The organism is Chloroflexus sp. MS-CIW-1 (assembly GCF_030444705.1).
Taxonomy (GTDB): Bacteria; Chloroflexota; Chloroflexia; order Chloroflexales; family Chloroflexaceae; genus Chloroflexus.
Genome location: NZ_JAUBWR010000001.1, coordinates 1,426,412 through 1,440,012, shown reverse-complemented (window position 1 = coordinate 1,440,012; position 13,601 = coordinate 1,426,412). Strand labels below are relative to the sequence as shown.

10 protein-coding genes are annotated in these 13,601 nt (G+C 55.2%); 2 read left to right on the top strand and 8 right to left on the bottom strand.

The genetic code is table 11. The annotated features are described in order from the left end of the window. Positions 1-93 precede the first annotated feature (93 nt). Together QTO31_RS05695 and QTO31_RS05690 are read right to left on the bottom strand one after the other, a co-directional pair. Positions 94-1,530, bottom strand: a complete 1,437-nt coding sequence (locus QTO31_RS05695) for an MFS transporter (RefSeq protein ID WP_301428401.1) — start codon at positions 1,528-1,530, stop codon at positions 94-96. A 120-nt stretch (positions 1,531-1,650) separates the two neighbouring features. After that, positions 1,651-3,975 (bottom strand): S8 family serine peptidase, encoded by a 2,325-nt coding sequence (locus QTO31_RS05690; protein ID WP_301428400.1) that lies wholly within the window; start codon positions 3,973-3,975, stop codon positions 1,651-1,653. 75 nt (positions 3,976-4,050) lie between these two features. Between QTO31_RS05690 and purF the strand changes: the two genes are divergently transcribed. Continuing rightward, complete coding sequence (gene purF / locus QTO31_RS05685) at positions 4,051-5,523, top strand: amidophosphoribosyltransferase (protein ID WP_301428399.1); 1,473 nt, start codon at positions 4,051-4,053, stop codon at positions 5,521-5,523. Positions 5,524-5,946: 423 nt separating this feature from the next. Here purF and QTO31_RS05680 read toward each other — a convergent pair whose 3' ends face one another. Together QTO31_RS05680 and QTO31_RS05675 are read right to left on the bottom strand one after the other, a co-directional pair. Continuing rightward, positions 5,947-7,518 carry an amidase gene (locus tag QTO31_RS05680; RefSeq protein WP_411278400.1) on the bottom strand — a complete coding sequence of 524 codons (1,572 nt, stop codon included), beginning with the start codon at positions 7,516-7,518 and terminating at the stop codon, positions 5,947-5,949. A 96-nt stretch (positions 7,519-7,614) separates the two neighbouring features. Beyond that, the gene (locus QTO31_RS05675; RefSeq protein WP_301428397.1) at positions 7,615-10,524 is read right to left on the bottom strand and encodes an insulinase family protein; all 2,910 of its coding nucleotides are present in this window, start codon (positions 10,522-10,524) and stop codon (positions 7,615-7,617) included. 78 nt (positions 10,525-10,602) lie between these two features. On the opposite strand from QTO31_RS05675, the gene QTO31_RS05670 reads away from it, so the two are divergent. Next, positions 10,603-11,571, top strand: coding sequence for a glycosyltransferase (locus tag QTO31_RS05670; RefSeq protein ID WP_301428396.1), 969 nt, complete (start codon positions 10,603-10,605; stop codon positions 11,569-11,571). Between the two features lie 221 nt (positions 11,572-11,792). Here the strand turns inward: QTO31_RS05670 and QTO31_RS05665 are convergent, their stop codons facing one another. The 4 genes from QTO31_RS05665 to QTO31_RS05650 form a co-directional block, all read right to left on the bottom strand. Further along, positions 11,793-12,146, bottom strand: coding sequence for a hypothetical protein (locus tag QTO31_RS05665; RefSeq protein ID WP_301428395.1), 354 nt, complete (start codon positions 12,144-12,146; stop codon positions 11,793-11,795). Next, the gene (locus QTO31_RS05660; protein ID WP_301428394.1) at positions 12,143-12,430 is read right to left on the bottom strand and encodes a DUF4405 domain-containing protein; all 288 of its coding nucleotides are present in this window, start codon (positions 12,428-12,430) and stop codon (positions 12,143-12,145) included. Before QTO31_RS05660 ends, QTO31_RS05665 begins: the two co-directional genes overlap by 4 nt. A gap of 30 nt (positions 12,431-12,460) precedes the next feature. Beyond that, entirely contained in the window at positions 12,461-12,646 is a 186-nt protein-coding gene (locus QTO31_RS05655) for a hypothetical protein (protein WP_301428393.1), read from the bottom strand. 582 nt (positions 12,647-13,228) lie between these two features. Then, complete coding sequence (locus QTO31_RS05650; RefSeq protein ID WP_031458132.1) at positions 13,229-13,423, bottom strand: DUF2892 domain-containing protein; 195 nt, start codon at positions 13,421-13,423, stop codon at positions 13,229-13,231. Positions 13,424-13,601: the final 178 nt, after the last annotated feature.

Sequence of the window (13,601 nt, the reverse complement as noted above, 5' to 3'; positions counted from 1 at the left end):
ATCCTCCATACCCATACTCGTTACTGTAATGATCGTCACCACAGAGACCACAGAGAAAGCTCATGGGTCTTTCGGGTCTGCATTCCCTCCCTCTTAATCGGCTACCGGCTGTTTCACCGGCACGAGCTGGCGTTGTAATGCCCGACCACCGAACAGCGATGGAACAATTGCCAGAGTGGCGATCAGCGCGGCAACACGCATTGCCACATCGTAGCCACCGGCCAGGATTGTTGGCGGAGCAGCCGTAATCGGTGTGACCGGAGCACCATTTAAGGCAAAGACTTGTGAAGCCCATACTGCTCCAGCCAGAGCAATACCACCAGTTTGGCCGACAGTACGCACCACCGCCAGCAATCCACTCGCGACCCCTAACGCTTCTGGAGGAGCATTTCCTAATATCGTACTGTTATTCGGACTTTGAAACAAGCCTACTCCAATCCCGAGCAACACCAGAAAGCCCACCATCTGCGGAAGCGGTGTTGTTGGCGTGCTGAAGCTTAAGCCCAACAATGCCAGTCCGGTTACAATCAGGCCAGCGATCGTCAATACTCTCGAACCAAACCGATCTGACAGCCGACCACTGATCGGCGAGGTCAGCGACAGTGCTATGGGCAGAGACATCAGCATAAAACCGGTTCGCTGGAGGTCGAATTGATACACCAATTGAAAAAAGAGAGGGGTGAGTAGTAAATTGAATGAAATGCCTAGAAAAAGCACCAGAGCTGCCAGCAAATTAAGCGAAAAGGCGAGACGCCGGAAGATACGCAATTGCAACATCGGCTGCGGGTAACGCAATTCCCAGAAGACAAAGAGCACACCACCCATCAGTGCGGCAACAAAGAGACCAATAACTCGCGCATCACGCCAGCCCCATATCGGCCCTTCAGTTAGCCCCAACAACAGGAAGAACAAGGCAGCCGCCATCAGGAACGCGCCAACCAGATCGAACCGCTGTCCGGGTCGTGTCGTTTGATCGGGAGCAATCGCACGTATCGTTAGCCACCAGCCAATGATGCCAATGGGCAAATTTACGAAAAAGATCGCTTCCCAACCAACATAGCGCAGCAGAATCCCACCTAAAGCAGGACCAATCAGAATACCGGCAGCAACAAATGAACCGATGGCTCCCAGCGCCAACCCACGCTCGTGAGCAGGAAAAGCCGTTACCAGCAGAGCCGGACCGACGGCCTGGATCATTGCGGCTCCAATACCTTGCAGAACCCGAAAGGCAATCAGTGCTGTTATCGAAGGAGCAGTTGCGCAGAGCAATGAAGCGACGGTAAAAAGGCCAAATCCGATCAGGTATATCCGCCGCTTGCCGTACATATCTCCCAGTCGCCCCATAATCAAGAGGCTGCATGCAAGGGTCAGCAGATAACCCAGGACAACCCACTCCACGATGTTCAGATTGCTGCCAAATGCCTGCACGAGGGTATTAAGGGCAATATTGACAATCGAGCCGTCAATGGTCGAAACTAATACGCCACTACCAACTGCCGCTAGCGCCCACCACTTACGTCGTTCGTTCACATACCACCTCATCTCTTCTGTAACACATTGTGCATTCTACCGCACTCTGCTGGGAATGACGAAAGACCATCGCCTGGCGGCGCCACCACTCGCCCTCACAACACGCGCCCTGCTCTCTTCTCAGCGCGCACCCAACGCCCGGCGTACCGCTGCTGCCACATCGAGTAAACCGGCTCCAACACCGTTTCCAGCCCCACAGCGATCACCATCACTATGCGGATAAGGACGGGCCGTTTCCTTGAGGATACGCGTGGTTGTGTCGATGTCACCAATGAGCGCAGGATTTGCCGACCACATGAGTGCAACCGCACCGGCAACATGCGGGCCAGCCATTGAAGTGCCTTCGGCACGGTAGTAGCTCTGGTTGGGAAAAGCCGCCAGAATATCAACACCTGGCGCAACCAGATCGGGTTTGGGCCGCAGGCTTCCATCAACCTGTACCGGACCGACACTGCTGAAGATCGCCAGGCGACCCTCAGCATCAACGGCCCCAACCGTCATAACCTCGTCGTAAATCGCAAGTGGCGCATTGAGCGAGCCACAGGCTGGGCCATCGTTACCGGCACTGGCTACCACAAAGACTCCAGCAATGCGTAATGCGCGCACCGCCGGTTGCAGTGACATAACCGTGCAGCCTTCTAAGTCGGAAGGACATCCCCACGAATTGTTCAAAATATGCGCTCCGCGCGTCGGATTCCCGTCACGAAAGGGATCACCTCCAGACGGGTATGGCGCGAAGAGAAATTGCAGGCAATCAAGATAGCGCGGTGCATTACCGAGGTTACGGGCAAGATTGACGCATCCGATCCACGTCGCATCAGGGGCTACCCCAACCTGATTGCCAAGCACAGTTGCCAGTGTATGAGTACCGTGACCACTCACATCATACGGTGCCGGAGCGTTTGTCCAGGGATCGAGCCAGTGATAGGTATGCTCAATACCACTCGCTGTACGACCAGCGTAGGCATCACTCAATTCTGGATGCGTGTAATCAACGCCTGAATCGGCCTGACCGATAATAATGCCTGCCCCCCGAATACCACGCGCCCACACCTCTGGCGCACCAATGGCAACCAGATTCCAAGGTGTTTCTGTCGGAGGCGGTTCGTTCCCTACAGCCGTTTGCGGGCTAATCGGTAACGGTCGCAGATGGGGTACCGGTATTACCTCGGCCACTTCTGGTCGACTCTGGAGCCATAGCCGCACTGGCAGATCGGCTTCTACCTCTAATCCATTGACCAGGTAATACGGTGTGTAACGTATACCCAGGCGGTCAAGCGTTGACCGTAACGGCGCTTGCGTGATCGTGGCGTGACTAACGAGGCGCTGATAGACCGCGGTTCGCCGCTTGTTATAGTCGGCAATTGTTTCCAGCCCATTAAGCACCGCCTGATCGCGCAACACAACAAATAGACGGTCGCCATTCGGCGCCGCCCGACCGCCGACAATGAGCAGCATGACACCCATAACCGCGAGCACGCCTGCACCGATGGTATGTATGCGCCGGTTAGGGAGATAACGGATCAGCAGTATAGCGAGAATCGCCAGGATCGTCTGCCCGATTGCCGCCAGGATCGCAAGATGCAAACCTTCGGGAAAGCTACCGAACAGGAACAGGGGATGCAACGTATCTGAGTCGGTGAACGCTAGCGGCACACCGATATACCACACCCCAAAAAGCGTTCCAACCGACGTAATCGCAGGTATGGTTGCGTCCTTAGCCAACGACAGCAAGAGCCAACCCGCTGCCGGTGTGCTAAATAAAAAGATGAGCGCTGCGTGGTTCGGCCCCAGTGCACGACTGACTATAAGGAGCAGCAAGCCAATTGCGGCTCCTTCAGCTAGCCACACCCCAACGGTCGTTGGTTGCTGCCAGCTCAACGGTGGCCGCCACATCAGCAATCGGCCAACGATCCAGCCAACCACTCCGCCGAGCAAGAGGGCCAACCCCAGATCAAACCATGAACCAGGTGCGCCAATGACCAGCCATGGCAGACTGGTAAGCAAGCCAATACTCAACACCAGTGGCGACCAGTGCCAGTGAAATGGTTGGTGGCGGGTAAGCCAGGTGATCCCCAGTGCGTAGCACAGGCACACGCCGAGCTGTACCAATACCTGAAACTGACTCTCGACTGACGGAATAAGGCTGGTACCGGCCAGCATAGCAGGCAGTGGCAAGGCTGCCAGCCAGCGCAACGCGACATCGCGTACTGCACCTCTGGTCAAGCCAACCCAAATCGCGAAGATGACTGCACTGATGGCAAGGCTGATCCAAATCACGATCAGCCGTCCTCCGCCACCAGCTCCAGACAGGCTTACACCGATTTCAACCAGACGCAAGAACCCGTTGATCGTCAATCCAATCGCCAGTATTACTATCAGCAGACAACCAACTGTCCACGAAATCCGCTGCGATGGTAATGATTGATTGAATGAAGGTTCCATAATCCGTGATATACTTTCTATAGCATGCAATGATGCAACCTGTCCCCAAACCTGCGCGCAGGAGGATAAATTCCCATGAACGATCAATCGCTCACCGGCGTACCTGATCGTAATGATACCATTGCTGAAGGGTTTGCAATTCCCACCGTATCAGGCGACAAACCAGTTCACGAATGTGGCATTTTCGGAATTGTTGCCACTGACGCCGACGTTGCCCGCCTGACATTTTTTGGTCTTTACGCACTCCAACATCGCGGTCAGGAAAGTGCCGGCATTGCAGTGAGTAACGGCCGCAGTATTCGCTACTACAAAAACATGGGGCTGGTAGCCCAGGTCTTTGATGAAGAGAAGTTACGTCCGCTGAGCGGCTACATGGCGATTGGTCATACCCGCTATTCAACCACCGGTTCATCAAAACTTGAAAACGCGCAACCCTTCGTGGTCGAGAGCGCATTAGGCCCACTGGCCGTCGGACACAACGGCAACCTGACCAACGCAGCGGTGCTGCGACGCGAATTGCTACAGCGCGGCGTAGGTCTGACGAGTAGCAGTGACAGTGAGGTCATTACCCAAATGCTGGCTGGGGGCGAAGGGCGCACATGGGAAGAGAAGTTAAAGGTCTTTATGGTGCGTGCCCAGGGTGCCTACTGTCTAACCGTACTGACTCGCGATGCACTTTACGCGGTACGTGATCCGTGGGGCCTACACCCCTTGTGTCTAGGGCAACTAAGCGATCAGGGCTGGGTAGTGGCTTCGGAAAGCTGCGCTCTTGGGACTATTGGCGCAACCTTTGTGCGCGAAATTGAACCAGGTGAGATTGTAAAGATTACGCTCGATGGCCCACAAACGATTACGCTTCAACCATCGTTGCGGACTGCTGCCTGTCTGTTCGAGTATATCTATTTCGCACGACCCGACAGCATACTTCATGGTAAAGTGTTACACGCAATTCGGGTGGCGCAGGGACGTGAACTGGCCCGTGAAGCACCTTGTGACGCCGATGTGGTGATAGCGGTGCCTGATAGTGCGACACCCGCAGCAATTGGTTATGCCCAAGAGTCAGGGATTCCCTATTCAGAAGGGTTAATCAAGAATCGGTATATCGGTCGCACATTTATCCAACCCGACGACCGGCTCCGTCAATTGGGTATCGCTCTCAAGTTCAATGCGCTTCCCGATAATCTTGCCGGGAAACGTGTGGTGCTGGTTGACGACAGCATCGTGCGCGGTAACACCAGTGGGCCGATTGTGCGATTGCTCCGTGAAGCCGGTGCACGCGAAGTACACGTGCGCGTCTCATCGCCACCTATTCGCCATCCTTGCTTCCTGGGGGTTGATATGGCGACCTACCCTGAATTGATCGCACACCGCCTGACGATTGAGGGCATTCGGCAACACCTCGGCGCCGATAGTCTGGCCTATCTGAGCCTTGAAGGTCTGATCCGTTCTACCGGTCGTGATCCGTCAACCTTCTGTACCGGCTGTTTCACCGGACATTATCCGGTTGAAGTCGAGCTGGTTGATAAAGAGGTTTTTGAGGTGCGGTGAAGGCAGCCCATCCGTGTGGGACACGCCGCTAAGATATATGGACTGCTGAAGCATCGTTTCAGCAGTCCATCGTCTCAAAACCTGATCAAAAACCCGGATTTTTCATTGGGCACGTACCTTGCCTGAACAACCATTTGGAACGTTGCCAACACTCTTTCGCTCCCGCACCCCACCTTCCCCCTTCCGCTCCCCGTAGCGGAGAGGAAGGAGGCCAGGGGGAAGGTGAGGGCCGCCAGCCGCACTCCGCAGGACGGACACTGACACGGTTGCAACTCATCCTCTCAGCGTATTCAGATACACACTTAGAGCCTATCCGAATAATCGTCTCACGGTACGGCGGATACAACCTGATAAATGTACGGGCGCAGTGGCGCTGCGCCCCAACCGAATCTTCTTCTACGACAGGGTATTCCGGATAGGCTCTTAGTCATCACCCTCGATACGCTGACGATACGTTGGTGGTTCGCGCAATCGCGTAGCCTGCTCAAAAGCGTATGCCAATCGGATCAGCATCGGTTCCGACCACGCTGTGCCGATGAAGTTGATCGCAATCGGCAAACTGAATGCCATACCTGCCGGCACGGTTACCATCGGATAACCAGCACGGGCAGCGAGTGAGCTACTCCCACCAGGGTAACGGTCACCGCCGATCAGATCAATCGGCCAGGCTAGACCGGTTGCTGGTGCAACCAGCGCATCGAGCTGCTGTTCATAGAGCAGGGTATCGAGTGCCTGACGGCTGGCATCACGACTGGCCGTCAGCGCCTGCTGATATACTGGATCATCCAGGTCACCGGCGGCAGCGGCCCGCAGCAGCAATTCCTGCCCAAAGAAGCGCAATTCTTGATCAGCATGTTGTTCGTTAAAGGCAATCAATTCTGCTAACGAACGTGGTGAAGAAACCGATGCCTGCGGATCAGGAACACGACTCGCCAGGTAACGATTCAGCGCGGCTTTGAATTCGTAGATCAGCACGGTTAGCTCAGCATCATTAAACGATAGCACCTCATCGGGTAGCGAGACCGGATCAACCACATGCGCACCCGCATCACGCATCACCATCAGCGCCGTTGTTAACGCACGTTCAACGTGACGACCAAAACCGGCGAAGCGGTCACTGCGCAAAACACCGATCCGTGCGCCGCGTAGTGCATCAGCCTGGAGACAACTACGGTAGTCAGGACGAGCATGACCGGCAGCGGCCGCCGTTGCCGGATCGCGAGGGTCTAGGCCGGCAATGATGCCGAGCACAGTCGCCGCATCGGCCACACAACGGGCATGAGGACCAACGGTATCTTGCGTTGAGCTGATCGGAACTACCCCTGCACGACTGGTTAAGCCAACCGTAGCTTTGATGCCAACCACACCACACAATGCCGATGGACACGAGATCGAGCCGTCGGTCTCAGTGCCGATTGCCGCAACACAAAGACTGGCTGCCACCGCAATCGCCGATCCCGAGCTCGAACCACATGGGCTGCGCGTCAGAACATACGGATTCCGCGCCTGTCCGCCACGAGCACTCCAGCCGCTTGATGAGGTTGTACTGCGGAAATTCGCCCACTCGCTCAAGTTCGCTTTGCCGAGAATAACGGCGCCGGCGGCCCGTAAGCGAGCGGCAACGGTGGCTTCACTGGCCGGACGCGAGCCGAGCAGCGCTAATGAACCGGCAGTGGTTGCGGTGTCATCTAGCGTGTCAATGTTGTCCTTGAGCACAATCGGTATACCGTGCAACGGGCTACGCGGCCCATGTATCGCACGTTCTTGATCAAGTGCAATCGCCGTTTCCAACGCTGCCCGGCTGACCTCGATGAGAGCGTTGAGGCACGGCCCAGCTCGATTAAGCGCTGCAATCCGCTCGAGGCAGGCCACCGTCAACGCTTCTGCGGTTAGGGTACCGGCTTCCATCGCTGCCTGTAGATCGGCAATAGTTGCTTCGTAAGCTACCGTTCCAATTGAGCTGGTCGGGTCGTTGACCGTCATGGCCTCCTCCAGAGCAGTATCAAGGGCAGGGCGGTAAAGCAATTGCGCTACCCACTCGTCTATCGTCTGCTGATGAGATGGACGAGTGGGTGATATTGCAGTAGTCGCTTACAAGACCTTCACCGGGGTCAGCAGGCCAGGTCGTTCACGATTGGCTGCCTCAATCGCTTCAGCCGATCCCAGCACTGCCACCTGACCGTGATCGCGCAGTGCCGCAGCAGCTTCAGCAAAGGCCACAAAATCGGCAGGCGTTGTCGCTAATACCTGATCACGAATCTGCTGGCGATACTCATCACTGACACTGGTCAGATAACGTACCAGCGCCGTGTAGCCTTTTGCATCCGGTAACTGATAGGCATCCATATCGCCAATTGTTCCGATAATTGCTCGTTCGACCGTTGCCGGATCGAGGGCCACCGTTTGCAGGTACGTAGCCATTTCATCATAGACATCCAGGGTGCGCAGCAGGTTGGGGTCGCGGTACGAGGTTGTGATGAAAAGACCGCTGCTGCGATCATAGCTACCACCGGCGCCATAAGCGCCACCCTGAATCCGAATCCGGTCAAGCAGGTAATCGATCCGCAGATGGCGTAAGACCACCATCGCCGAGCCACTCGGACGAATGCCGTAGAGATGGAGGTTAACCCCCTTCGCGACATAGTTTACCTGCGCCGGAATAATCAGCCCTTCGCCACCATCAGTACTGATCGTCGGCCACGAGAAGGGTGTGTACGGTTGATCTGGCAGTTCGGCGAGCAAGCCCTGCAACATCGGCACGACCGTCTTTTGCCCTTCAGCATCGAGCGTTAGATTTGCGACCAATCCACGTCGGTTGATCAACGCCGAGCGCACCTGTTCCAGATCGGCCAACACACCAGGCCAATCCTGGGTTATCCGCTGCTCGAGTTGGCGTAGGAAGAAGATCGCCGAAATACCACCCATCTGTTCATCAGCCCACTCAGCAGGCGCAAAACGTGCTGCCAGACGCTGACGAGCGTAGGTGTTTCCTGCCGGCACCAACGACGATTCCTTATTGGCACGAGCACGCAAAACAATCTGGCGGAAGCGCTCAGCATTGTCGAGATTCACCGTGAGCAAAATCTCACTCAACAACTTGAGCAGCTCCGACGCCTGTGCCAGTGTGCTCTTGCCACGGACTATCAGCCGACCAACCGGCTCAACCGAGACAAGATCAGTGGCGGTCATCGTTCCTGCCGAAATACCACCAGTTTCACGGCCAATCCGCTGTAAGAGCCGCACAAAATCGGAGGTAGCCGTTCCCATCTCGGTCAGAGCGCGGGCAAAGAGTGGGACGTAAGGCAAGAGATGTGGTGGCAATGCTCGCAAATCGAACGCCAGATCGAGATACACAATACCATTCGTGAACAGTGAATGGCTCAGCAATGGTACGCCGGCCAGTTCGTCAATCTCGGTTGGAATACGCTTGACATGGCGGTCAAGATCAGACAAATGCAGCGTCGGGATAGCCGCCAGCGCTTCTGGTGGATCAGGGGTCTGCTGCCATTCAGTCAGCGCCTGAGTTTCAGCAACCAGCGCCGCCCGCTTGTCGGCATCTAACGTGGCAGCAAACGCCTCGATTCGTTGTTGCTCGGCAGCCGCCAGCCGAGCGGCATGGTCAGGGTCAGGACGCAAGGTAACCCGTGTACGGTGCGGGTTATCGAGCAGCAGCTCGCGGATCATGCGCTCGAAGAGACGTTCGCCATTGGCGACCGCAGCGCGTACTGCGGCCAGCGGTGCCTCAAAGCGCAACGGCGCAATTGGATCATCGTCGTAGAGCCAGGTACCCAACGCGCGCATCATCAGCACCAGACCACGTGGGAAGCTACCGGTATTATTTTCGCGCAGACTGAACTCGAAGGTATTAAAGGCAGCGGCTACAGTTTCAGGATCGAACCCATGTTCAGCCAGATCGTGCAACGTGCGCAGAATCAGCTCCTCAACCTGTTCGGCCCGCGCCGGATCAATCCCTTTCATGCCAACCGAAAACGTATGCTGGAGCAAATCGCTCTCATAACCGCCCAAAACCTCTTCGCCCAGACCCGAATCGATCAGAGCCTTACGTAAAGGCGCGGCTGCGTTGCCCAACAGCATATAGCTCAACAGTTCACGCGCCATGAGCTGGGTCGGGTCGCGATTGTCATCGAGCAGCCAGTTGAGCATAACCATGCCCTTCTGCTGCTCTTCGCTAGCGGCACTGAAGGTATACTCAAGTGTCCGCGGTGCATCGAAGCGCTCCTGTTTCTCGATCTGCGATGGCGGATCGATCCGCTCAAACTGACTGAGATACTCATCGAGGATGCGTAACCGCTCCTCCGGTGGATCATCACCGTAGAAGAAGATACGGGCGTTTGAGGGGTGGTACAACGTCTCGTGAAAACGCTTGAACACCTCGTAAGTCAGATCGGGAATAACCAGCGGATCGCCTCCTGACGAATGACCATACGTCGTGTCTGGGAAGAGCGACTGCTGCGAGTAGCGGTAGAGCATCCCATCAGGCGAAGAGTAGGCGCCCTTCATCTCGTTGTACACCACCCCCTTAATGGTTAGCGGTGCATCAGGTGCCGGTAGTTCAAAATGCCAGCCCTCTTGCTTGAGTATTTCGGGTGTGATACGTGGAAAAAACACTGCATCCAGATAGACATCAACCAGATTGTAGAAGTCTTTCAGATTGGTGCTGGCCACAGGATACGATGTTTTATCAGGAAACGTTATCGCATTCAGGAACGTATGTACTGATCCCTTAACCAACGTAAAGAAGGGGTCTTTCACCGGATACTTGCGTGAGCCGCAGAGCACCGAATGCTCGAGAATGTGTGCAACCCCGGTTGAGTCGCGGGGCGGAGTACGAAAGGTAATACCGAAGCATTTATTTTCATCATCGTTTTCGAGAGAGAGAACTTCGGCGCCGGTTTTGATATGGCGATACAAACGAGCGCGTGTGTTCAATTCGGGAATGAACTCATCGCGCAGTAATTCAAATCCGTGCACACTTGTCATGACCACCTCGTCTGGTACAATACGCTCAATGTTGGTACATACAAGTATTGTACCAGAAGCTGTTGATATGTGGCGACTATGAACCAGGTTACGGTTTCGATCATCTGTACGGTACGTGATGAAGCTGACAATGTTGCGGCACTGCTCGATTCAATGCTTGCCCAGACTCGTGCCGCTGATGAGATTGTGATGAACGATTGTCAGAGCGTCGATGCAACACCGGCGATCATAGCCGCCTATGCAGCGCGTTACCCGCAGATTCGGCTGGTGCGCGGCGGACATAACATTTCTTCAGGGCGCAACAATGCTATTCGGCATGCCCGTGGCACAATCATCGCCAGTACCGACGCCGGTCTAACCCTTGATCCGCACTGGTTGGCCCGCATCATCGCTCCTATCGAAACCGGCGAAGCCGATCTGGTCGGTGGGTTCTTTCATCCGACCCCCCGTTCGCTCTTCGCCCTGGCCCTGGGCGAGACGAACTACCGCCGTAGTTATGAGATCGATCCGGCTGCTTTCCTGCCTTTCGGTAAATCAATGGCATTTCGTAAAGAGGTATGGGAGATGGTCGGTGGCTTTCCAGAGTGGGCCAGTCATTGCGAAGATCTGCTCTTCGATTTGGCCGTCGAACGGGCCGGCTTTCGCCGTACCTTCGTCCCTGAAGCGGTGGTTCACTTTACCCCTCGTTCTACCCTGCGCGCTTTCCTGCGCCAGTACTACACCTACGCCCGGGGTGATGGACGGGCCGGCTTATGGACACACCGCCATCTCCTGCGCTATACCATCTATTCAACCCTGAGTGGATTACTGGCAATTGGGCTGCACAGACCACACCTCAGAGCATTCATTGGCCTGTTGATCGGGTCAGGCGTGGTGGTCTATACCCGTGGCCCCTACCGACGGCTCTGGTCACGGTTGGGCGGTCGCTCGCTCGGTGAACGGTTGATAGCATTGAGCCTCGTGCCGTTGATTCGTCTGACCGGTGATACGGCCAAGATGGTAGGTTATCCGGTTGGCGTATGGCAGCGATGGCGTGCACAAGTATAGACACGTGATCCGATATGACGGGAAAGAGAAGAGTGAGAGCTGAAACACGAGCAGGGCGGAGAACCCTCGCTGATCTTTTTCCGGCCCTTTGCTGTTGTGGGTGAGAGGTGTCAAGTATCCTTCGCAGCATTGCCTCGGAAAACCCAGCTTTGATTCCCACCGAGGGTCACCGTGTTTGCCGGTTCCCTCGGTGATAACTTGGCAACGGCGATCAACATGAACTACGACTCACCGAACATTGCTGACCGACGCATGCGTTGGCTGGTAGAGCGCAGGATACGGTCGATAACCACGACGATTCCGGTAATAATGCCGATCTTGGTGAGGGTACCCAACACGTCGCCCACACCGTCCAGAGATGGTTTTTCAAAGTGGCGCTCACCACGTTCGCGAAACTCACCAAAGCCTCTTCCAGGGCGCATAAACCCCTCACGATGTTCCCTATCCACAAAACGCTCTGAACGAGCGGTATCAGGGTTGATCGGTAGCATGTTTTGCATTCGTAGCCAGTTCATCCCCATCACAATGAGCCAGGCAACACCCAGAATAATGAGGATACGTCCGATCAGCTTCATTGGTTCGCTCCTTCCATTTGGCGCGATACTGCAACCGACCGACTTGCACGACGGACAGGTATGATTCGGCGCAGCATCCCCATAATCCAACTCCAGTGGATCGCAACATGAAGACCCAACAAGAGTACGGTTATATCCGAGGCTTGATGGTGCAAAAACTCTAGGGTGCGATCACGAGCCATTGTAATCCCAAGCAGCGGCAAGGCTTCACGGGAGATTAAAATTCCAGTAGCGATTGTCACTGTAAAGGAGACGAAGAGAAGCGCGTTGAGGAGGTAATTCAAACGTGAACGCCAGGTCGTCTTCGTGAACAATCACTTGCCAATGCTGATAATCCAGGTCCAGTGTAAGGGCAGGTGCGTGATAATCGCTGCGGCGAGTGACAGGCTCAACCACTCATGAATCGTCAGTCCGCTCAAACGAGGAGCAGTCGCGATTAAAAAGGCGAGAAACATCGCCCCATCGATCAGAAAGTTGATCCAATTCTGCTTCATCTTCATGGGAACCTCCGTCGATCAAATTGTCTAGCGTGATCTCTACATCACAGTCTGACAGAGGATTGTGAAAAACTTGTGTAGTCGCTGCGAGAAGAAAATGAAGACTTGCTGCATCAACCCGCCCATCCAACATTAGGGGCAAGATTATTCAACGTTTTCACCTTACCCGGCGGTGGTGAGGAAGAGGGGAGAGAGGAGTGAGGAGAGAGAGCGCTTCCCCCATTGCACTCTCTCCTACCGCTTCCGTTGAAAAGAGGACAGTGCCGATCAATAGCACTGTCCCCCAACGAATGCGCTACACCCTCTCACCGTTCTCACCCCTGGTAAGCGAGGGCGGGGGCCAGGGGTAAGGTGAGGGGGCCAGCCGTGCTGATGCGACGAACGCTGATTTCCACGCAAACCCAGCGGTTGGTTAGCCCATCACCCCTCGATTCCCTGAAAGCGGGGAATTCACACGCATTAAGGTCCTTCTCCAGCCTGACCGCACGACGCAAGCCAGAGGTAAAGGAACCCGTGCGAATCAATCGTAGAAGGGGGGAACGAAATTCCCCCCTTCTCCTCCTGTCTTAAACCAACTTTAGCCGACTAACGGGTTTTGATCCGAAACGGCAGATACAATGGGCAGAAACCTATCGCACTGGTAGCCAGGAAAACCACTGCCAGAATACCGGCAATCCACGCCCATACTCCCGACAGAACGTTCGTAACGATCAGCACGGCTACAACCAATGCCACGACCACACGTATAATGCGATCGATATTACCCATATTCGGTGTCATTTTCCCCTCCTTAATCAATGTTTTGCCCACCAGGTCTGATTTCAGAATAGCAGAACGCTCGCAAATCATCAGTGACAAAGTCACACGAGCGCATTGATAAGAGCACTCCCAAAGCGCAGACCGCCAGCTCAGAGCGTAAGAGCCTATCTGAAATAGCCCGTTGCAGGCAGAGATCGGG

What these genes read in the sequence shown, in the direction of transcription:
- purF (WP_301428399.1), top strand. Translation starts at nt 4,051, where the DNA reads ATGAACGATCAATCGCTCACCGGCGTACCTGATCGTAATGATACCATT.
- QTO31_RS05650 (WP_031458132.1), bottom strand. Translation starts at nt 13,423, where the DNA reads ATGACACCGAATATGGGTAATATCGATCGCATTATACGTGTGGTCGTG.
- QTO31_RS05690 (WP_301428400.1), bottom strand. Translation starts at nt 3,975, where the DNA reads ATGGAACCTTCATTCAATCAATCATTACCATCGCAGCGGATTTCGTGG.
- QTO31_RS05665 (WP_301428395.1), bottom strand. Translation starts at nt 12,146, where the DNA reads ATGAAGCTGATCGGACGTATCCTCATTATTCTGGGTGTTGCCTGGCTC.
- QTO31_RS05655 (WP_301428393.1), bottom strand. Translation starts at nt 12,646, where the DNA reads ATGAAGATGAAGCAGAATTGGATCAACTTTCTGATCGATGGGGCGATG.
- QTO31_RS05675 (WP_301428397.1), bottom strand. Translation starts at nt 10,524, where the DNA reads ATGACAAGTGTGCACGGATTTGAATTACTGCGCGATGAGTTCATTCCC.
- QTO31_RS05670 (WP_301428396.1), top strand. Translation starts at nt 10,603, where the DNA reads ATGAACCAGGTTACGGTTTCGATCATCTGTACGGTACGTGATGAAGCT.